Below are 20633 nucleotides of genomic sequence, written 5' to 3'. Positions count from 1 at the left end.
GGGCGGGCGGGGGCGGCGGTGAAGCGGTTACGGCTGGACAGCGAGCTCGTGCGGCGCGGCCTCGCCCGGTCCCGCGAGCAGGCCGCCCAGCTGATCGAGGCCGGACGGGTGACGGTCGGAGGCAGGACGGCCGGCAAGCCCGCGACGCAGGTCGACGTCGCGGCGGCCATCGTGGTCGCGGAGGCGGCGGATGGCCCCGATTACGTGTCCAGGGGCGCGCACAAGCTGCTGGGCGCCCTAGAGGCCTTCACGGGGCTGTCGGTGGCGGGCCGCCGCTGCCTGGACGCGGGCGCCTCGACCGGCGGCTTCACCGACGTGCTCCTTCGGCACGGGGCCGCCCACGTGCTCGCGGTCGACGTCGGGTACGGCCAGCTCGCCTGGTCGCTGCGCACCGACGAGCGGGTCACGGTGCTTGAGCGGGTCAACGTCCGCGATCTCACACCCGAGATGGTGGGCGAGCCGCCCACGCTGGTGGTCGGCGACCTGTCGTTCATCTCGCTGCGCCTCGTCCTGCCCGCCCTCGTGGGCTGCGCCGCGGACGTCGCGGACTTCGCGATGCTGGTCAAGCCCCAGTTCGAGGTGGGCAAGGACCGGGTGGGAGCGGGCGGCGTCGTGCGCGACCCGGCCCTGCGGGCCCAGGCCGTACGGGATGTCGCCCTGGCGGCCGGGCGGCTCGGGCTGACCGTGAAGGGCGTGACGGCGAGTCCCCTTCCCGGGCCGTCGGGAAATGTCGAGTACGTGGTGTGGCTGGGGAAGGGGCCGGGGCACGACCCCGTCCCCGACCTCGAAGCGGCCATCGAGCGAGCGATCGCGGAGGGGCCCCAATGAGATCAGATGGCGGCGTCATGGCGTGGAGACGGTGAGCGACAGGATGGGCGACGGGGTGAACGTCAAGCGGACCGTCCTGGTCACGGCGCACACCGGCCGGGAGGCGGCGGTGACCAGCGCCCGGCTGGTCATGCACCGGCTGATCGAAGCGGGGCTCAACGTCCGGGTGCTGGACGACGAGGCGGAGGAGATCGGCTGCGCGGGAGCCGAGGTGGTGCCGGAGAGCGGCGGCGCGCTCGACGAGGCCGAGCTGATCATCGTGCTGGGCGGCGACGGCACCCTGCTGCGCGCCGCCGAGCTGGCCCGCCCCGCCCGGGTGCCGCTGCTCGGCGTCAACCTGGGGCACGTCGGCTTCCTCGCCGAGGCCGAGGTGGAGGATCTGGCCTCGGTGGTCGACCGGGTGGCCGAGGCGAGATACGAGGTCGAGGAGCGGATGACCGTCGAGGTCACCGTCCGGGCGAACGGCGAGGTGATCGCGGACACCTGGGCGCTCAACGAGGCGTCCATCGAGAAGGTGGACCGCATGCTGGAAGTCGTCGCGGAGGTCGACGGCCGCCCCCTTTCCCGGTGGGGATGCGACGGTGTGATCTTCGCGACGCCGACCGGCTCCACCGCGTACGCCTTCTCGGCCGGAGGGCCGGTCGTGTGGCCGGAGGTCGAGGCGCTCCTGCTCGTCCCCAACAGCGCGCACGCGCTGTTCGCGCGGCCGATGGCCGTCTCGCCGCGCAGCACGCTGGCCGCCGAGCTCGTCCCCGGGACCAGCGCCGGGGTGCTGTGGTGTGACGGGCGCCGCCGCTTCGACGTCCCGCCCGGCGCACGGGTGGAGGTCCGCAGGAGCGACGTTCCGGTGCGGCTGGCCCGCCTGCTGAGCGGGGAGACCAGCAGGGCCCCGTTCACCGACCGCCTGGTCGCCAAGTTCGGCCTGCCGGTCGAGGGCTGGCGGGGACGCGTCCGCGCCACCTGACATAGCCGCCCGCTCCGAGCGCCGCCGCCGGTTTCGAGTGGCGCTGCGTCTCCTCAAACGCCCCGCCACCCGTTTCGAGTGGCGCTGCGTCTCCTCAAAACGCCCCGCCGCCCGGTTTCGAGCGACCCGGCGTCCTCTCAGAACGCCATGGTGCCGCTCCGAGCGGCCCCGCCCTGGGCGTTCCGTCCCCAGGGCGGGGCGTTCTGTGGCAATTAGGTCGGATTCGCACTACGAGCTGGGCTTTCTTGTCCACAGAATGCCGTACTGGCCTCGCCAGGGAGCCGCACTCCTCGAAAATCTTGACGAGTTGCGCGTAGGATCTCTGGCGAGTTCGGTCGGCAAAACGGGAGGGACCAGTGCGGCCAAGGGTCGAGGAGGTCCGCATCCAGGGGCTCGGCGTCATCGACGAGGCGGTTCTGGAGCTGTCACCGGGATTCACCGTCGTCACCGGTGAGACGGGAGCCGGCAAGACGATGGTCGTGACCGGCCTCGGCCTGCTGTTCGGCGGCCGCGCCGATCCCGCCCGGGTGCGGCCGGGCGCCGACAAGGCGCTCGTCGAGGGGACCCTCGTCATCGAGCCCGGCGGCCGGGTGGTCCAGCAGGTCGCCGACGTCGGCGGTGACGTCGAGGACGGCCGGCTCATCATCTCCCGGTCGGTGTCGTCGGAGGGGCGGTCGCGTGCCTGGCTCGGCGGCCGGTCCGTGCCCGTGGGCACGCTCACCTACATCGCGGACGACCTCGTCGCCGTCCACGGCCAGATGGACCAGCAGCGGCTGCTCCAGCCGGGCCGGCAGCGGGCCGCGCTCGACCGCTACGCCGGGGACGAGCTGGTCAAGCCCCTTCGGGCCTATGAGCAGGCGTACAAGCGCCACAAGCAGGTCGGGGAGCTGCTCCACGAGCTCACCGAGCGGGCCAGGGAGCGCGCCCAGGAGGCCGACGTCCTCAGGTTCGGCCTGGAGGAGATCGAGAAGGTCCAGCCGCGTGCCGGGGAGGACGCCGAGCTCAAGGAGGAGACCGAGCGCCTGTCCCATGCCGACGCGCTGCGCACGGCGGCCACCACCGCCCACACCGCCCTCCTCGGTGACCCCATGTCGAGCGCCCAGGAGGCGCAGGACGCCGTGTCGCTGCTCGGCCACGCGAAGTCGGCGGTGGAGGCGGTGCGTGGCTTCGACCCCGCTCTCGCGGGGCTGGCCGACCGCCTGGCCGAGGCCGGGTACCTGATCTCCGACGTGGCGACCGAGCTGGCGGCGTACGCCGAGTCCGTGGAGGCCGATCCGGCCCGGCTCGCCGTCGTGCAGGAGCGCCGGGCGTCGCTGAACGGCCTGACCCGCAAGTACGGGCCGGACGTCGCGGCGGTGCTGACATGGGCGCAGCGGGCCGCGGAGCGGCTGTCGGAGCTGGAAGGCGACGACGAGCGCATCGACGAGCTGACCCGCGAGCACGGCGAGCTCACCGAGCGGCTGGGTGAGCTCGCCGGTGAGCTCACAGCCATCCGCACCGCGGCGGCTCAGCGGTTCGGCCAGGCGGTGACCAGGGAGCTGACCGCTCTCGCCATGCCGCACGCCGAGGTGAGCGTGGCCATCACCGCCAGCGGCGACTTCGGGCCCCACGGCGTCGACGAGATCGAGCTGCGGCTGGCGTCCCACCCCGGCGCCCCGCCGCTGGCGCTGACGAAGGGCGCGTCCGGCGGTGAGCTGAGCCGGGTGATGCTCGCCATCGAGGTGGTGTTCGCCGGCGCCGATCCCGTCCCGACGTTCGTCTTCGACGAGGTCGACGCGGGCGTCGGCGGCAAGGCCGCCGTCGAGATCGGCCGCCGTCTCGCCAAGCTGGCCCGCACGGCCCAGGTGATCGTCGTCACCCACCTGCCGCAGGTGGCCGCCTTCGCCGACCAGCACCTGGTGGTGGAGAAGGCGAGCGACGGCAGGGTGGTCCGCAGCGGGGTGGTGGCCCTCGACCAGGAGGGGCGGGAGCGCGAGCTGTCCCGGATGCTCGCCGGCCTCGAGGACTCCGAGCTGGGCAGAGCCCACGCGGCGGAGTTGCTGTCCATCGCCGCGGGGGACAAGGCCGCCTGGGACGGCGAGGCGACGGGCGCGCCCGCTCGCCCGCTCAGGGCCGGGGCCGCCGGGAAGCGGAGATGATCAACGGAGAGACGAGGCGACGGCGGGGCACCCGGACCGGAGCCGTGAAACCGGTGCCGTGAAGCCGGTGCCGTGACTCCGAGGTTGCGACTCCGAGGTTGCGACTCCGAGGTTGCGACTCCGAGGCCGTAAATGGGACGCGGTCCGGCGAGCGCCTCGTTAACATCTCTTACTTGTTGTGACATAAGAGACAGGCCGCAGGGTATGGGAGCACGCCGGTCGGCGCCTCTGGCAGGATGGTCATAATGAAGGTCCCGAGCTTGAACGTTCCGGGCCTCCGCCGCAGGAAGGCAGACGACCTTCCCGGGGTGACGGCAGTGGCGAGAATCGACAGGCGGACGAAGAGGCTGACCAAACGCCTCCAGGCCGGGGAGATCGCGATTATCGACCACGTCGACATCGACCGGGTCAGCGGGGAGGCTCTGGTCGCGTGCGGTGCCGCGGCTGTCGTCAACGTGGCTTCCAGCATCAGCGGCCGCTATCCCAACCTCGGGCCGAGCATCCTCCTCGAGGCGGGCGTCCCCCTGGTCGACGGCGCCACGCCGGAGCTGTTCGAGCGGATCGCCGACGGTGACGTGGTCCGCGTCCACGAGGGCATGGTCTACCTCGGCGAAGAGCTGGTCGGCAAGGGGCAGGCGCAGACCGCCGAGACGGTCCAGGCCGCGATGACCGAGGCCCGGGCCGGCTTCGCCGTCCAGATGGAGGCCTTCGCCGCGAACACGATGGAGTACATCCGCAAAGAGCGCGACCTGCTCATCGACGGCGTCGGCGTCCCCGACATCCGGACGTCGATGGAGGGCCGGCACGTCCTCATCGTTGTACGCGGGTACCACTACAAGGAGGACATCGCGACGCTCCGGCCGTACATCAGGGAGTTCCGCCCGGTCCTGGTCGGCGTGGACGGCGGCGCGGACGCGCTGCTCGAAGCGGGCTACGTGCCGCACGTCATCGTCGGCGACTTCGACTCCGTCTCGGAGAAGGCGCTGTGCTGCGGCGCCGAGCTGGTCGTCCACGCCTACCGCGACGGCCGCGCGCCCGGCCTGGAGCGCGTGCACCGGCTCGGCCAGGAGGCCGTCGTGTTCCCCGCGACCGGCACCAGCGAGGACATCGCGATGCTGCTCTCCGACGACAAGGGCGCGTCCCTGATCGTCGCCGTGGGCACCCACTGGACGCTCGACGAGTTCCTCGACAAGGGCAGGTCGGGCGCGGCGAGCACGTGGCTCACCCGGCTGCGGGTGGGCAGCAAGCTCGTGGACGCCAAGGGCGTGAGCAGGCTCTACCGCAGCCGCATCTCCACCCCGTCCCTGCTGCTGCTCGTCGCGACGACGCTGGTGACCATCGGCGTGGTGCTGTCGATCTCCCCGATCGGCCAGGTCTGGCTGAACGGCCTGCGCGTCGCCTGGAACGGCTTCATCTTCTGGCTGGTCGGACTCTTCTCGTGATCGATTTCCGATATCACCTTGTCTCCATCGTCGCCATCTTCCTCGCCCTCACCGTGGGCATCGTGCTGGGCAGCACCGCGCTCGAGCCCATGTTCTACAAGTCGGCCGAGGACACGACCGCCGGTCTGCGCAAGGCCAACGAGAGCTACATCGCCCAGATCTCCGAGCTGCAGTCCCGCGAGGAGGGCGGTGACTCCCTGGTCACCACCCACCTGGCCGACCTGGTCCACGGCCAGCTCGCCGGGGAGCGCGTGGTGCTCGTCGAGGCCCCCGGCGCGCCGGGGGGCCTGCGCGAGCCCATCGAGCGGCTCGTCACCAGCGCCGGCGGGACGTACGCGGGGCGGGTCAGCCTGACCGACAAGTTCACCGCGGGCGACCAAGCCGCGATCGTGGACGGGCTCGCCACCAGCCTCGCCCCGATCGGGATGCGGTTCTCCGCCGAGGCCTCGCCGTACGACAAGGCCGCGGCGATGCTCTCCACCGCGATCGTGACCAACGACCGGACGAAGGTCGGCCGTCTCAACGCGGACGCCTCCCGTGTGCTGGAGTCGTTCCAGGGCGGCGGCTTCCTGTCCCTCAGCGGCAGCCCCGAGGAGCGTTCCTCGATGGCGATCGTGCTCGCCCCGTCTCAGCCGTACGAGGGAGACGACGCGGAGAGGCAGACGGCGGCGATCGTCTCGGTGGCGGCCGGGCTCGACGCCGTCGACTTCGGCACCGTGCTCACCGGCAGCACCACCGCCTCGGCGAGCGGCGGGGCCATCGCCGCGCTCCGCGACACCGGTGAGGCGGCGTCCAGCGTCTCCACCGTGGACACCGTCGATTTCGCCGCGGGCCGCGTCGTCGTGGTCTACGCTCTGCGGGAGCAGCTGACCGGCCGGTCGGGATCCTACGGCGTCGGAAGCGGGGCCTCGGCGTTCGAGCCGACGGTCGTCGCCCCCAGCGCGAGCCCGACCCCCAGCCCGGCGGCGTCCAGCGGCTGACACGCCGCCGGTGACCCGCCCCGCAGCACCAGGAACCATCTAACCAGGAAGAGGATCCGCCGTGGCCATACGCGCCCTGGCCGGCCCAGCCGCCGGCGCCGCTCTGGGGGCCGTGGCCGCCCGCGCGGCGTACGCCGCGTTCCGCCGGCGGCCGCCGCTCGGTGACGAGAAGACCGCCGACGCGTACTGGACCCGCGTCAACCACCGCGGAGAGCCTGTCACGCTGCTGGAGGGCCCGGCGTTCGTCGCCGGCGCGACCGCGGCCGCCGCGCTCGCCCCCGGCCTCCCGGCCCGGGCGCGGGCCGCCGCCGCCCTCGCCGGAGCCGGCAGCGGGATCCTCGGCGCGTACGACGACGTGTTCGGCACGTCGTCCTCCAAGGGGTTCAAGGGGCATCTGGCCGCGCTCGCCCGGGGCGAGGTCACCAGCGGCGCCGTGAAGATCGTCGGCATCGGCGTCACCGGGCTCGCGGCCGCCGCGATCGCCCCGCGCCACCCGGGGGACTCCGGGCCGGTGTCGCGGGCCGCCGACCTTCTTGTCGACGGCGCGCTGATCGCGGGCGCCGCCAACCTGGCCAACCTGTTCGACCTGCGTCCCGGACGTGCGATCAAGGCGGGGCTGATGGCGGGGGTCCCGCTTCTTGCCGCCTCCGTCGCCCGCGCGTCCTCGCCGCACGGCGCGGATGCGCGGCGGGCCGCCGTGCTGGCGGCCATCCCCCTCGGCGCGGCGGCGGCGCTGCTGCCCGAGGACCTGGGTGAGCGGGCGATGCTCGGCGACGCCGGGGCGAACGCCCTCGGCGCCCTTCTCGGCCTCGCGGCGACCGGCCGCCTGGGCCGGCCCGCGCGCCTCGCGGCCCTCGGCGCCGTGACGGCCCTCACCGCCGCCTCGGAGAAGGTCAGCTTCACCAAGGTCATCGCGGGCAACCGCGTGCTGAACCGCCTCGACCTGCTCGGCCGCCGTCCCCCGCTGTCTCCCCCGCAGGCCCCGGCCCGTACGGCGGGGCCGGCGGCGTGACGCCCGGCACCACCCCAGGCCGGCATGGCTAGACGGCTCGGCGGGGGGATCGGCGGGGGGATCGCCGGGGCGGCGGTGCTGATCGGGGCCATCACGATCCTCGCCAGGGTCACCGGCTTCGCCAAGCAGCTCGCCTTCGCCCGCGCGGTCGGCACCAACTGCCTGGCGACCGCCTACTACACCGCCAACCAGGTGCCCAACCTCGTTTTCGAGGTGGTGGTCGGGGGCGCGCTGGCGGGGATGGTGGTCCCCGTGCTCGCCGGGGCCGCCGCCCGTTCCACCGAGGAGGCCCGGGCCGAGGTCGGCCGCATCTCCTCCGCCCTGATGACGTGGGTGCTGGTGGTCCTGGTGCCGGCCGGCGTGCTGGTCGCGCTCGCCGCCGGCCCGGTGACGCGGCTGCTGGTGCGTTCCGACGTGCCCGGGTGCGACCCGGCCGCCGTGACCGCCGTCGCCACCCGCATGCTGGTGGTCTTCGCGCCCCAGATCCCGCTCTACGGCATGGCCGTCGTGCTGTACGGCGTGCTCCAGGCCCACCGCCGGTTCTCGGGCCCCGCGGTCGCCCCGCTCGTGTCGAGCGTGGTGGTGATCGTCGCCTATCTGGTGTTCGCCCCGCTGAGCGGCGGCGTCAAGGACCCCGCGTCGGTGCCTGGCCCGGCGGAGCTGGCGCTGTCCGCCGGGACGACGCTGGGCGTGCTCGCTCTGGTCGTCACCGTGCTGGGGCCCGGCGGGCGGCTCGGGCTGCGGTGGCGGCCCACTTTGCGCTTCCCCGGCGGCGTCGCCGTACAGGTGCGGCGGCTGGCCCTGGCCGGGCTGAGCGCGCTGGTCGCCCAGCAGGTGGCGACGGCGGTCGTCATCCCGCTGGCCAACGGGCGGATCGGCGGCGGGGCGCTGGCGGCCTACAACTACGCGTGGGCGATCTACCAGGTGCCGTACGCCGTGCTCGCCGTGCCGATCGCGACCAGCGCGTTCCCGGCGCTCTCCGCCCGGGCGGAGAGCGGTGACGGGGAGGGGTTCGCGGCCCTTTCCGCCCGGACGACGCGGGCCGTCCTGCTGGTGTCCGGACTGGCGGCCGGCGCGCTCGCCGCGGTCGCCGGATCGATGGCGCACGTCTTCCTCGCCCAGGCCGACACGCGGATCTCCACCGCCGTGTTCGCCCGGGCGATCGCGCTGTTCGCCCCAGGGCTGGTCGGTTACGGGTTGATCGCCCATCTGAGCCGGGTCCTCTACGCCGCCGGGCGGGGGAGGGCGGCGGCCTGGGGCACGGTGGCCGGCTGGCTGGTCGCCGTGGCCGCCCAGGTGACGCTGGTGTTCCTCCTCCCGCAGGACTGGCGGCTCGGCGGGCTGGCGCTCGGCCAGGCGGCGGGCATGACGCTGGGAGGGGCCGTCCTGCTCGTCTCCGTTCTCGCGGCGCGGGGCGCTCAGGCCGTCCGGGGAGTGGCCCGGGCCGCGCTGGCGGCGGTGCTGGGCGGTGGGGGCGGGTTCCTCGCGGGCTGGGGCGTGGCGGCGCTGCTGGACGGCGGCGGCCCCTGGGGCGGGCTGGCGACCGGCGTGCCGGCCGGGGTGGCGGCCCTCACAGCGGGCGTGCTGATCGCGGCCGCCGTGGACCGGCGCGATCTGGCGGCGGCGCTTTCCAGGTTCCGCGGCGGGAGGAAGGACCGTGAACCGGTGGACGCGGCATGAGCGGGCTCAGCCCCGGCCGGCCGTCGAAGTGAGCCGCGGGAAACGTGCCCGGTCGGCCGGGACCAGGGAGTGTGGCGGCGTGAGCCGTACCGGACGTGCCGGAGGATCGGGGTGTGGCGGCGTGAGCCGTACCGGACGTGCGGGAACGTCCAGACGAAGGGGGTGGCGGGCGTGAGCCGGATCGTGCTCGTGCTGGGGACCAGCGACGGAGGCGTCGGGAGGCACGTCCGCATGCTCGCCGGCGGGCTGACCGCGGCCGGCCACGAGGTGGTGGTGGCAGGGCCGGCGGCGACGGAGGAGACCTTCGGGTTCACGGCCGCCGGGGCGCGCTTCACGGAGGTGCCCATCGCCGACCGGCCCCGCCCCGCCGACGACCTCGCGGCCGTCGCGCGGCTGCGGGCGGCGGTCAGGGGAGCCCGGATCGTCCACGCCCACGGATTGCGGGCGGGCGCGATCGCAGCCCTGGCCCTGCTCGCGGTGCGCCGTCGCCCGCGTCTCGTCGTGACATTGCACAACGGCGTCACGGCCACGGGCGCGATCGGCGCCGTCTACGGCCTCCTGGAGCGGATCGTGGCGCGCCGGGCCGACCTGGTCCTGGTGGTGTCGCCCGACCTGGGCGCCCGCATGCGGGCCAGGGGAGCGCGGCGCGTCCAGGCGGCCGTCGTGCCCGCGCCGCCCCTCGGCCGGCCCTCGCGGACCCCCGAGGAGGTGCGGGCGGAGCTCGCGCGGCTGCTGCCGGGCGGGGGTGACCGTCCCGTGCTGCTGACCGTTGCCAGGCTCGCCCAGCAGAAGGGGCTGGAGACCCTGCTCGACGCGGCGGCCGCCCCGTACAAGGGCGATCCGCTGTTCGTCATCGCCGGGGAGGGGCCGCTGCGGCCCGGCCTGCAGGCCAGGATCGACGCCGAGCGGCTGCCCGTCGTGCTGTACGGCTGGGCGGACCCCGCCGAGCTGCTCCCGGTGGCGACGGCCCTGCTGCTGCCGAGCCGCTGGGAGGGGCAGCCGCTGAGCCTGCACGAGGCGCTGAGGGCGGGCCTGCCGGTCATCGCCACCCGTGTGGGCGGGATCCCCGCGATGGCGGGGGACGCGGCCCTGCTGGTCGCCCCCGGGGACCCGGGCGAGCTGAGCCGGGAGATCGGCCGCCTGCTCGGCGACCCGGCGCTGGCGGCCCGCCTGGCCGAGGCGTCGGCGCGGAGGGGCGGGGAGCTCCCGGACGAGGCGGCGGCGCTGCGGGCCGTCGCCGAGGCCTACTCCCACCTCGTTGACCATTGACTCCTCGTGGGATTAGGTCAGGCTAACCCTGATCCATATACTGGACGCGTTGGGGGGGAGTATCCCTTCGCGACAGTCCCGTCATCACGGCGTCTCACGCCCGGGGCTGCCGGTCCGCGATGCGCGTGCGGGCGGGAGAGACCTCCGGCAGTGTGTTCAGCGCGCGCCGGAGGTTATGAAACGTGAATGTTCCCCTGTGGGTGTGGGCCGCGGTCATCGTGGGTCTCCTCGTGGTGATGGCCGTCGACCTGTGGATCGTGGACCGCGGCGAACCCCGTGAGTTCTCGATGCGGCAGGCGGGGATCTGGGTCGGTTTCTACGTCTGCCTGGCCGTACTGTTCGGCGTCGGGTTAGTCGTCTTCAGCGGGACGCGGGCCGGCGGCGAGTTCTTCGCCGGATATCTGACGGAATACAGCCTCAGCGTCGACAACCTGTTCGTGTTCTACATAATCATGACCCGCTTCGGGGTGCCGCGGATCTACCAGCACAAGGTGCTGCTGATCGGCATCGTGCTCGCGCTCATCATGCGCGGCGTCTTCATCGCCGTCGGCAAGGTCGCGCTCACCCGGTTCGACTGGCTGCTCTACGTCTTCGGCGCCTTCCTCGTCTACACCGCGTACACGCTGATCCGTGACCACGGGAAGGAGGACGAGGACTTCAAGGAGAACCTCCTCCTGCGCTGGGCGCGGCGCCTGTTCCCCACCACCCCGTCGTACGTCGGCTCCCGGGTCACCGTCCGGGTGGACGGCAGGCGGATGGTCACCCCGATGCTGATCGTCATGATCGCGATCGGGACCACCGACCTGCTGTTCGCGCTCGACTCGATCCCGGCGATTTTCGGGCTCACCAAGGACGCCTTCATCGTCTTCTCCGCGAACGCGTTCGCGCTGATGGGGCTGCGTCAGCTCTACTTCCTGCTGGGCGGGCTGCTGCAGCGCCTGGTGTACATCAGCTACGGTCTCGCGTTCATCCTCGGTTTCATCGGGGTTAAGCTGGTTCTCGAAGCGCTGCACGAGAGCCAGGTCCCCTGGGCTCCCCAGATCCCCATCTGGGTGTCGCTGATGGTCATCGGTGTCACGATGGCCGTGACGACCATCGCGAGCCTGCTCAAAGCCCGCCGCGACGACGCGGCGACCGCCCCCGCGGAGGCGTCACAGGGCTAGCGAAACGGGCATACAACCTGTTTGCTGGTCTAGTTGTGCCCCCCATGACGGCAGGATCGGTAGAATCGAGCGTTCACGCGCATACCGGTCCGAAGTCTCCAGAAGAGTACAAAGGTTCCCTGTGTCCAACGAATCGTTGCACCGCGATCCCGGCTCCGGCCTCGCGGCAGGTCCCCGGGCTCGGCTCCGGCTCGCGCGCGGGGTGTCCCCGTGGCTGGCTCCCACCGCCACGGCGGCGGCCGTCACCGCGTTGCTGACCCGCCGGTCGCCCCGATGGGCGCTGGCGGCGGCCCCGCTGACCGCGCTCACCGGCGGCATGCTGTGGTTCTTCCGCGACCCCGGCCGCGTGCCCGGCGAGGGCCGGCTCATCTCACCCGCCGACGGCGTGGTGCAGAGCATCGACCCCTGGCCGGACGGCCGGACCCGGGTCGCGATCTTCATGAGCCCGCTCGACGTCCACGTCAACCGGGCGCCCGCGGACGGGACCGTGATGTCGGTCGAGCACGTCGCGGGCGGCTTCGCTCCCGCGTTCAACAAGGACAGCGACAAGAACGAGCGCGTCGTCTGGCATCTCGACACCGCGCTCGGCGACATCGAGCTGGTGCAGATCGCCGGCGCCGTGGCCCGGCGCATCGTGCCGTACCTGGCGGCCGGCGCGAAGGTGGCGCGGGGCGAGCGGATCGGGCTGATCCGGCTCGGCTCGCGGGTGGACCTGTACCTGCCCGAAGGGGTGGCCCCCGCGGTCACCGTGGGCGACCGGACCGTAGCGGGGGTGACACGTCTTGACCACGTCTGATGTCGGTGCCGGGGCAGCGTGGCAGGTCGGCGGCGACGACGCCGACGTCGCCCGAGTCTCCGGCGCGCGTGTCGCCGACTTCCCCGACGAGCCGCGCGGGCCGGTCGGCAAGGCCTTCCGCCTGTCGGCGGCCGACTCCCTGTCGCTCGGCAACGCGCTGAGCGGCTTCCTCGCGGTGTGCGTGCTCGCCTGGTCGGCGATCAGCGACCTCCAGTCGGCCGGCAAGTTCGAGCCCGACCCCCGGTTCTTCGGCACGGCGGTCGTGCTGCTGCTCATCGGCGCGACCTGCGACCTGTTCGACGGCCTGGTGGCCCGCAGGTTCCGTGCGTCCGCGATGGGCGCCGAGCTCGACAACCTGGCCGACGTGATCAGCTTCGGCTTCGCCCCCGCCTTCATGGTGGTGATCTGGGGTGGTTTCTCCGGCAAGCTGCCGCTGCTGTTCGTGCTGTTCGCCGCCGCCTCGATCCTCCTGGCCGGTGTCGTACGGCTCGCGCGCTTCGCGTGCGTGAAGACCAAGAGCGGCGACTTCATGGGCCTGCCGATCCCGATGGGCGCCATGACCGTGGTCTCGATCGTGCTGCTGTTCCAGCCGAGCTACCTCACGATCGCGGGCATCGTCGCGGTCGCCTGGCTGATGGTCAGCCGCATCGAGTACCCCAAGCCGAAGGGCAACCTGGCGGCCGTCGTGCTGGCCTGGATGCTGATCAACGTGGCCTGCCTCATCCTCTGGGCGGCCCGCGCCACGGGGGGCGACCAGCTCATCACCGTCGGCGCCACCATGCAGATCGCCATGGTGTCGGCCATCCCGCTGCGCGTCCTCATGTTCAAAAAGCAGCAGCGCAGAGAACGACGCTCGGAGAACGCGGGCTGACGTCGCCGGACGGGCAGGGGCCCCGCGGCAGGCAGGGCCCCTTCTCCTTCGGGCCCGGCTGGTGGAGACCACCTCGTGAAGGTCCTCACCACAGGCGAGTCCCGGGCGCATCCCGGCCCAGGCGGCGTCTGAGCGTGGTCAGCGGGCGATCCACTCGGCCGAGGTGGTGACCTCCCTGAGGATCTCGGGGATCGGTTCCACGCCGATCCCCGGCCCCGTGGGGACGGCGAGGTGGCCGTCGGCCAGCTCGAACGGCGGGGTGACGTCGGTGGCGTAGTAGCGCCGGGACGCCGAGGTGTCCCCCGGAAGCGTGAAGCCCGGCAGGGCCGCCAGCGCGACGTTGGCCGCGCGGCCGATGCCCGTCTCCAGCATCCCCCCGCACCACACCGCGACTCCGCTGGCCCGGCACAGGTCGTGGATGCGCCGCGCCTCCAGGTAGCCGCCGACCCGGCCCGGCTTGACGTTGACGATCGAGCAGGCCCCCAGGCTGACGGCGGCGGCGGCGTGCTCGGCCGACTCGATCGACTCGTCGAGGCAGATCGGCGTGCCGAGCATCCGTGCGAGCCTGGCGTGCTGCACGAGGTCGTCGTTGGCCAGGGGCTGCTCGATGAGCAGCAGGCCGAAGGCGTCCAGCCGGGCCAGGTGCCTGGCGTCGGCCAGCGTGTACGCGGCGTTGGCGTCCACCTGGAGCAGCAGGTCGTCCCCGAACCGCTCGCGGACGGCCTGGACGGGGGCCACGTCCCAGCCGGGCTCGATCTTCAGCTTGATCCGGACGTACCCCTCCTCGACGTAGCCGGCGACGGCGTCGAGGAGCTCGGGGACCGAGTCCATGATTCCCACGGAGACGCCGCAGGGCACCCGCTCCCTGGTGGCGCCGAGGAAACGGCCGAGGGACTCGCCGGAGGCCCGCAGGCGGGCGTCCAGGACGGCGGTCTCCAGCGCCGCCTTCGCCATCCGGTGACCCTTGAACGGCGCCAGCGCCGGCCCGACGGCCTGGGGGTCGGCCCCCGCGGGCAGCGCCGGGATCAGGAAGCGCCGCAGCATCTCTGCCGCGCCGTCCACGTACTCGGAGGAGTAGAGCGGCTCGGCCATCGCCACGCACTCGCCCCAACCCTCGGCGTCCGGGGTCACCACCCGGACGAGCAGCACGTCGCGGTGGCTCTCGGTGCCGAACGACGTGCGGAACGGCGAAACCAGCGGCATGGCGATCCGCCGCAGCTCGACTCCGGTGATCTCCACGTACGGCTCCCGCGACGGTGGGCTGCTGACCGGGCAACTATACGGACGCCGGATCGCCGGGCGGACGGCGCCCGGCTCGGCGCCCGGCTCGGCCACCGGCTCGGTCACCGGCTCGGTCACCGGCTAGACCATCAGCGAAAGCAGCATGACGCAGGCGAAGGACACCACGGAGATGATCGTCTCCATGATCGACCAGCTTCTGATGGTCTCGCCGACGGTCATGCCGAGATACTCCTTGACCAGCCAGAACCCGGCGTCGTTCACATGGGAGAAGAACAGCGAGCCGGAGCCGACGGCGAGCACGAGCAGGGCGACGTGAGCCGGGCTGAGCCCGGCCGCCAGGGGGGCCGCGATGCCCGCCGCGGAGATGGTGGCGACCGTGGCGGAGCCGGTGGCCAGCCGGATGCCGACGGCGATCAGCCATCCGAGGACCAGCGCCGGGATGCTCGCGCCCTGCGCGGCCTGGGTGATGACCTTGCCGACGCCCGAGTCGACCAGCGTCTGCTTGAAGCCGCCGCCCGCGCCGACGATGAGGAGGATCCCGGCGATCGGCGGCAGGGAGTCGGCGATCGAGGCCGAGATCCGCCCCCGGTCGAACCCGGCCGCGCGGCCCAGCGTGAACATCGCCACGATCACCGCGATCAGCAGGGCCAGCAGCGGAGTGCCGAGGACCTCCAGTACGGAGCGTACGGCGGAGCCCTCGGGCAGGACGATCTCGGCGAGGGCCCTGCCCAGCATCAGCACGACGGGCAGCAGGATGGTGGCGACCGTGACCGCGAAGCCGGGTCTCCTGCCGGGCTCCTCGTCGCGCCGGTCGGGGATCAGGCGCTCGGGCGGCGTGGCGTCCACCCACCGCGCCGCGACCCGCGCGAACAGCGGCCCCGCGACCACCACGGTCGGGATCGCCACCAGGAGCCCGAGCCCGAGTGTGATGCCGAGATCGGCCTTGAGCGTGCTGATGGCGACCAGCGGGCCGGGGTGCGGCGGGACCAGCCCGTGCAGCACGGAAAGGCCCGCGAGTGCGGGGACGGCGACCAGCATCACCGGCCGCGAGGAGCGCCTGGCCACGAGCAGGACGACGGGGATCAGCAGGACCAGGCCGATCTCGAAGAACATCGGCAGCCCGATGAGCACGGCGATCAGTGTGATCGCCCAGGGCAGGCCTCGATCACCGGACCGGCGGAGGATCCCGTCGACGATCTCGTCGGCGCCGCCGGAGTCGGCGAGCAGCTTGCCGAGCATGGCGCCGAGGGCGATGAGGACGCCCACGTTGGCCACGGTCGTGCCGAGGCCGTCAGAGAAGCTGTCGATGAGCTTGCCGAACGGCATGCCGGCCACCAGGCCGAGCACCCCCGACCCCAGGGCGAGGGCGAGGAAGGGGTGCGTCTTCAGCTTGGTGATCAGCACCACGATGGTGGCGATGCCCACCAGGGCGGCCACGATCAGCCGGGTGTCGTGGCCGCTCCAGGCGGCGGCCTCGCTCGCGAGGGGGGTCATCGGGGGGCTCCTCCGTCATCCTGACGGAGCCGCTGCCCCAGAAGACCCCCGAATCACCCCGAAACGGCGGCGAAATCCTCCGTCACCAGCCGCGGGCCCGCCACTCCGGCAGGGCCGGGCGCTCGGCGCCGAGGGTGGTGTCGCGGCCGTGGCCGGGATAGACCCACGTCTCGTCGGGCAGCCGGTCGAACACCCGCTCCACGACGTCGGTGTACAACTGCTCGAACCGCGCCGGGTCCTTCTGCGTGTTCCCCACCCCGCCGGGGAACAGGGAGTCGCCGGTGAACAGGTGGCGGTCCTGGTAGAGCAGCGCGATCGACCCGGGGGTGTGCCCGCGCAGGTGGATCACGTCGAGCGTGACCACTCCGACCGTCACCCGGTCGCCGTGCTCGACCTCCAGCGTCGCCTTCACCGGCAGCTCGGGGGCGTCGAGCGGGTGGGCGATCACCTGCGCCCCGGTCGCCGCGGCCACCTCCTCCAGCGCCATCCAGTGGTCCTGGTGGCGGTGGGTGGTGACGATCGAGCTGATCGGCATGTCGCCGATCAGCCCCAGCAGCCGGTCGGGCTCGGCCGCGGCGTCGATCAGCAGCCCGTCGCCCGTGCCGGTGCAGCGCAACAGGTAGGCGTTGTTGCCGAAGTCCCCCACCTCGATCTTCGAGATGGTCAGGGCGGGAAGCTCGCGGACGTCGGCGGGGCCGCCCCTCGTCACGTCTCCGGTGTAGGTCATGGTCGTCCCTCTCGTCCTCTACGGCTCACGCTAGTCGCGGGCGGGCGGCCAGCACGCCGGGGGATCGGCGGGCAGACCGGGCGGGGCCGGCATGACCAGCCATGGCGGGGGTGCCGGCGGCGTGTCCGCGGTGGTCTCGCCGCTCAGCTCGATCCCCCCGCTGAGGGCGGGGGCGTCATCCCGGCCGTGACCGGTGGGGCGCGCGTGCACGCCCTCGCCGGCCGATCGGCCCGTCAGCCAGGCCAGCAGCTCGCGCGGCGCGCCGTGGACGGCCGGACCGGCGCCGAGGCCGCGCCACACGATCGGCTCCCCGCCGCCCGGCTCCTCGCACACGATCTCGCTCACCGTGCTCAGTTCGCGTGGCCAGGACAGCACGCTGTCGTACAGCTCACGCCGTACGTAGGAGTCGGGCCAGTCGGGCCAGCCGTACCCCGCGCCGAGGTCGGCGTGGTGCACCTCGACCTCCCTGATCCTGCGGATGGGGATGTACCAGGCGGTGTGCTCGGGCGGGCGCATCGCGACGACCGTCGCCGACCAGGCGGCGGCGGGCATGTCGCGCATCGCCCGGTCCAGCCGGTTCGCGCTCTCCCGCAGGTCCGCGAGCTGCTCCTCCACGGGCCGTCCAGCCCCGGCCTCGATGCCGGCGGCGCGTGCCTCCGGGGTGGGGTACTGAGGGGTGGGGACGCCGGTCCTGGCCCAGGTGAGCAGGTTGACGTGGCCGTCGGCGTTGCGGGCCACGTGGGCGAGCACGTGCCCGCGGCTCCAGCCGGGCAGCAGGGACGGCGCTCGCAGGTCGTCATCGGTCAGCTTGGCGACGGTCGCCAGCAGCCGCTCGGTCGATTCGGCGAGCTCGGCCCGGAGGTCCTCGAGAACTGACATGAGGCAATCATGGCCCAGGCCGCGCGGCGGGGGCCGCAGACGGAAGGGCCCGCCGCGACGGGAGCTCCACCATCAGGGGATTCGCCCGGAAAGCGGGCAGGAGTTTGACGCAGCTCATACCCTGGATGGGTGGGAGCGCGATCCCGGGAAGCGCCTGGGGAGGCCTCCGCGCCGGCCGCCGGCCGATGCCCCCGAATTTGTCGGTGGCTCTGGATAGCCTGCCCGTGCACCTGTCTTTTCACTCCATCGACCTATCGGGACCACCGTGGCTGACCGCCTGATCGTGCGTGGCGCACGTGAGCACAACCTGAAAGACGTCTCGCTGGACCTGCCGCGAGACGCCCTGATCGTCTTCACCGGGCTCTCCGGCTCGGGCAAGTCCAGCCTGGCCTTCGACACGATCTTCGCCGAGGGTCAGCGGCGGTACGTCGAGTCCCTGTCGGCCTACGCCCGCCAGTTCCTGGGCCAGATGGACAAGCCGGACGTCGACTTCATCGAGGGGCTGTCGCCGGCCGTCTCCATCGACCAGAAGTCGACCAGCCGCAACCCCAGGTCGACGGTGGGCACGATCACCGAGGTCTACGACTACCTCCGCCTGCTCTGGGCGCGCATCGGCAAGCCGCACTGCCCCCAGTGCGGCCGCCCCATCGCCAGGCAGACCCCGCAGCAGATCGTCGACCGCGTGCTGGAGCTGGAGGAGGGCACCCGCTTCCAGGTGCTCGCGCCGGTCGTGCGCGGCCGCAAGGGGGAGTACGCCGAGCTGTTCCGCGAGCTGCAGACCAAGGGCTTCGCCCGGGCGAGGGTCGACGGCACGATCGTGCGGCTGGAGGAGCCGCCGGCCCTGAAGAAGTACGAGAAGCACGACATCGAGGTGATCGTCGACCGGCTCGCGGTCAAGGACGGCGCGCGCCGCAGGCTGACCGACTCGGTGGAGACCGCGTTGCAGCTGTCCGGCGGCACGATCACCCTGGACTTCGTCGACCTGCCCGAGGGCGACCCGAACCGGGAGCGGTTCTACTCCGAGCACCTCTACTGCCCGTACGACGACCTGTCGTTCGAGGAGCTGGAGCCGAGGTCGTTCTCCTTCAACTCGCCGTTCGGGGCCTGCCCGGAGTGCACCGGCCTGGGCACGCGGATGGAGGTCGATCCCGACCTCGTCGTCCCCGACCCGGAGCGGACGCTCGGCGACGGCGCGATCAGCCCGTGGGCGGGCGGCCACACCAGCGACTACTTCGTGCGGATGATCGAGGCGCTGGGCCACGCGCTCGGCTTCGACCTCGACACCCCCTGGGAGCGGCTGCCCAAGAAGGCGCAGAAGGCGATCCTGCACGGCCACGACGAGCAGGTCCACATCCGTTACAGCAACAGGTACGGCAGGGAGCGTTCGTACTACACGACGTTCGAGGGCGTCATCACCTGGGTGCAGCGCCGGCACGCGGAGTCGGAGAGCGACGCCAGCCGGGAGCGCTTCGAGGGCTTCATGCGCGAGGTGCCGTGCCCGGCGTGCAAGGGCCGCAGGCTCAAGCCGGTGTCGCTCGCGGTGACGGTCGGCGACGCCTCCATCGCCGGGGTCGCCGGGATGTCGATCGGCGAGTGCGCCCGGTTCCTCGGGGAGCTCAAGCTGTCCGACCGCGACATGCACATCGCGGAGCGGGTGGTCAAGGAGATCAACGCCCGGCTGGGCTTCCTGCTCGACGTCGGCCTCGACTACCTCACGCTGGACCGGGCGGCGGGGACGCTCGCCGGCGGAGAGGCGCAGCGGATCCGGCTGGCCACCCAGATCGGGTCGGGCCTGGTCGGCGTGCTGTACGTGCTGGACGAGCCGTCGATCGGCCTGCACCAGCGCGACAACATGCGCCTGCTCGACACGCTGGTCCGGCTGAGGGACATGGGCAACACGCTGATCGTCGTCGAGCACGACGAGGACACGATCGCCGCCGCGGACTGGGTGGTCGACATCGGCCCGGGCGCCGGCGAGCACGGCGGCCAGGTCGTCGTGTCCGGCACCGTGCAGGACCTGCTCGCCAGCGAGGAGTCGCTCACCGGCGCCTACCTGTCGGGCCGCAGGTCGATCGCCGTGCCGGCCGTCAGGCGCAAGCGGGACAGGAAGCGCCAGCTCGTCGTCAAGGGTGCGCGCGAGCACAACCTGTCCGGCGTCGACGTGGAGTTCCCCCTCGGGGTCTTCACCGCCGTCACCGGCGTCTCCGGGTCCGGCAAGTCGACCCTGGTCAACGACATCCTCTACAACGCCCTCGCCAAGGAGCTGAACGGTGCCCGGACGGTGCCCGGGCGGCACTCCCGGGTCACCGGCACCGACCTGGTCGACAAGGTCGTGCACGTCGACCAGTCGCCGATCGGCCGGACCCCGCGGTCCAACCCGGCGACGTACACCGGGGTCTTCGACCACGTGCGCAAGCTGTTCGCGGCGACCACCGAGGCGAAGATCCGCGGCTACCTGCCCGGCCGGTTCAGCTTCAACGTCAAGGGCGGCCGCTGCGAGGCCTGCGCGGGCGACGGCACCATCAAGATCGAGATGAACTTCCTGCCGGACGTCTACGTCCCCTGCGAGGTCTGCCACGGCGCCCGCTACAACAGGGAGACGCTGGAGGTGCACTACAAGGGCAAGACCATCTCCGAGGTCCTCGACATGCCGATCGAGGAGGCCGCGTCGTTCTTCGAGGCCATCCCCGCGATCCGCCGCCACCTGCAGACGCTCAACGACGTGGGCCTCGGCTACGTCCGGCTGGGCCAGCCGGCGACCACCCTGTCGGGCGGCGAGGCGCAGCGCGTCAAGCTCGCCTCCGAGCTGCAGCGGCGGTCCACGGGACGCACCGTCTACGTCCTGGACGAGCCGACGACCGGGCTGCACTTCGAAGACATCCGCAGGCTGCTCGGCGTGCTCACCCGCCTCGTCGAGGCGGGCAACACCGTGATCGTCATCGAGCACAACCTCGACGTGATCAAGACGGCCGACTGGATCATCGACATGGGCCCCGAGGGCGGCTCCAGGGGCGGCAGCGTGGTCGCCACCGGAACGCCCGAGGACGTTGCGCGCGTGGAGGAGAGCCACACGGGGACGTTCCTCCGCAAGATCCTCGGAGTGTGACCGGCCTTCTCCGCGAATGGGTATTTGTTCATAGTTTTACCG

General features: G+C 72.5%; 16 protein-coding genes. 12 read left to right on the top strand and 4 right to left on the bottom strand.

Translation table 11 applies throughout. The annotated features are described in order from the left end of the window. The first annotated feature begins 18 nt into the window (after nucleotides 1-18). The 11 genes from AB0B72_RS21990 to pssA all read left to right on the top strand — a co-directional run bounded on the left by AB0B72_RS21990 (nucleotide 19) and on the right by pssA (nucleotide 13143). Nucleotides 19-828: a TlyA family RNA methyltransferase gene (locus AB0B72_RS21990; RefSeq protein WP_367740738.1), complete on the top strand. Its 810-nt coding sequence runs from the start codon at nucleotides 19-21 to the stop codon at nucleotides 826-828. 43 nt (nucleotides 829-871) lie between these two features. Next, nucleotides 872-1792 (top strand): NAD kinase, encoded by a 921-nt coding sequence (locus tag AB0B72_RS21985; protein WP_367740750.1) that lies wholly within the window; start codon nucleotides 872-874, stop codon nucleotides 1790-1792. Nucleotides 1793-2148: 356 nt separating this feature from the next. Next, the gene (gene recN / locus AB0B72_RS21980; protein ID WP_367740737.1) at nucleotides 2149-3930 is read left to right on the top strand and encodes a DNA repair protein RecN; all 1782 of its coding nucleotides are present in this window, start codon (nucleotides 2149-2151) and stop codon (nucleotides 3928-3930) included. Nucleotides 3931-4175: 245 nt separating this feature from the next. Then, nucleotides 4176-5372, top strand: coding sequence for a putative cytokinetic ring protein SteA (gene steA, locus AB0B72_RS21975; protein ID WP_367740736.1), 1197 nt, complete (start codon nucleotides 4176-4178; stop codon nucleotides 5370-5372). Beyond that, entirely contained in the window at nucleotides 5369-6352 is a 984-nt protein-coding gene (locus AB0B72_RS21970) for a copper transporter (protein ID WP_367740735.1), read from the top strand. Before steA ends, AB0B72_RS21970 begins: the two co-directional genes overlap by 4 nt. A gap of 61 nt (nucleotides 6353-6413) precedes the next feature. After that, nucleotides 6414-7364 (top strand): hypothetical protein, encoded by a 951-nt coding sequence (locus AB0B72_RS21965; RefSeq protein ID WP_367740734.1) that lies wholly within the window; start codon nucleotides 6414-6416, stop codon nucleotides 7362-7364. A 24-nt stretch (nucleotides 7365-7388) separates the two neighbouring features. Then, the gene (gene murJ / locus AB0B72_RS21960; protein ID WP_367740733.1) at nucleotides 7389-9044 is read left to right on the top strand and encodes a murein biosynthesis integral membrane protein MurJ; all 1656 of its coding nucleotides are present in this window, start codon (nucleotides 7389-7391) and stop codon (nucleotides 9042-9044) included. A 171-nt stretch (nucleotides 9045-9215) separates the two neighbouring features. Next, nucleotides 9216-10313, top strand: a complete 1098-nt coding sequence (locus AB0B72_RS21955) for a glycosyltransferase family 4 protein (protein ID WP_367740732.1) — start codon at nucleotides 9216-9218, stop codon at nucleotides 10311-10313. Nucleotides 10314-10495: 182 nt separating this feature from the next. Next, nucleotides 10496-11476, top strand: a complete 981-nt coding sequence (locus AB0B72_RS21950; protein ID WP_367740731.1) for a TerC family protein — start codon at nucleotides 10496-10498, stop codon at nucleotides 11474-11476. Between the two features lie 121 nt (nucleotides 11477-11597). After that, nucleotides 11598-12272 carry a phosphatidylserine decarboxylase gene (locus AB0B72_RS21945; RefSeq protein ID WP_367740730.1) on the top strand — a complete coding sequence of 225 codons (675 nt, stop codon included), beginning with the start codon at nucleotides 11598-11600 and terminating at the stop codon, nucleotides 12270-12272. Next, nucleotides 12259-13143, top strand: a complete 885-nt coding sequence (gene pssA, locus AB0B72_RS21940) for a CDP-diacylglycerol--serine O-phosphatidyltransferase (protein ID WP_367740729.1) — start codon at nucleotides 12259-12261, stop codon at nucleotides 13141-13143. The genes AB0B72_RS21945 and pssA overlap by 14 nt, the downstream gene beginning before the upstream one ends. Before the next feature lie 138 nt (nucleotides 13144-13281). On the opposite strand, the gene menC is transcribed toward pssA, so the two are convergent. The 4 genes from menC to AB0B72_RS21920 form a co-directional block, all read right to left on the bottom strand. Next, nucleotides 13282-14382 carry an o-succinylbenzoate synthase gene (gene menC / locus AB0B72_RS21935; RefSeq protein WP_367740749.1) on the bottom strand — a complete coding sequence of 367 codons (1101 nt, stop codon included), beginning with the start codon at nucleotides 14380-14382 and terminating at the stop codon, nucleotides 13282-13284. Nucleotides 14383-14505: 123 nt separating this feature from the next. Beyond that, on the bottom strand, nucleotides 14506-15879 hold the full coding sequence (locus AB0B72_RS21930) for a gluconate:H+ symporter (RefSeq protein WP_367740728.1): 1374 nt from the start codon (nucleotides 15877-15879) through the stop codon (nucleotides 14506-14508). 82 nt (nucleotides 15880-15961) lie between these two features. Further along, nucleotides 15962-16606 (bottom strand): MBL fold metallo-hydrolase, encoded by a 645-nt coding sequence (locus tag AB0B72_RS21925; RefSeq protein ID WP_367740726.1) that lies wholly within the window; start codon nucleotides 16604-16606, stop codon nucleotides 15962-15964. A 30-nt stretch (nucleotides 16607-16636) separates the two neighbouring features. Next, nucleotides 16637-17485 (bottom strand): maleylpyruvate isomerase family mycothiol-dependent enzyme, encoded by an 849-nt coding sequence (locus tag AB0B72_RS21920; RefSeq protein ID WP_367740725.1) that lies wholly within the window; start codon nucleotides 17483-17485, stop codon nucleotides 16637-16639. Nucleotides 17486-17750: 265 nt separating this feature from the next. On the opposite strand from AB0B72_RS21920, the gene uvrA reads away from it, so the two are divergent. After that, nucleotides 17751-20591, top strand: a complete 2841-nt coding sequence (gene uvrA / locus AB0B72_RS21915; protein WP_367740724.1) for an excinuclease ABC subunit UvrA — start codon at nucleotides 17751-17753, stop codon at nucleotides 20589-20591. Nucleotides 20592-20633: the final 42 nt, after the last annotated feature.

This window comes from Microbispora sp. NPDC049125, from assembly GCF_040802045.1.
Classification (GTDB): Bacteria; Actinomycetota; Actinomycetes; order Streptosporangiales; family Streptosporangiaceae; genus Microbispora.
The sequence above is the reverse complement of the archived record's forward strand: the minus strand, read 5'-3'. Positions and strand labels throughout refer to the sequence as shown.

What these genes read in the sequence shown, in the direction of transcription:
- AB0B72_RS21985 (WP_367740750.1), top strand. Translation starts at nt 872, where the DNA reads ATGGGCGACGGGGTGAACGTCAAGCGGACCGTCCTGGTCACGGCGCAC.
- steA (WP_367740736.1), top strand. Translation starts at nt 4,176, where the DNA reads ATGAAGGTCCCGAGCTTGAACGTTCCGGGCCTCCGCCGCAGGAAGGCA.
- murJ (WP_367740733.1), top strand. Translation starts at nt 7,389, where the DNA reads ATGGCTAGACGGCTCGGCGGGGGGATCGGCGGGGGGATCGCCGGGGCG.
- AB0B72_RS21930 (WP_367740728.1), bottom strand. Translation starts at nt 15,879, where the DNA reads ATGACCCCCCTCGCGAGCGAGGCCGCCGCCTGGAGCGGCCACGACACC.
- AB0B72_RS21925 (WP_367740726.1), bottom strand. Translation starts at nt 16,606, where the DNA reads ATGACCTACACCGGAGACGTGACGAGGGGCGGCCCCGCCGACGTCCGC.
- AB0B72_RS21920 (WP_367740725.1), bottom strand. Translation starts at nt 17,485, where the DNA reads ATGTCAGTTCTCGAGGACCTCCGGGCCGAGCTCGCCGAATCGACCGAG.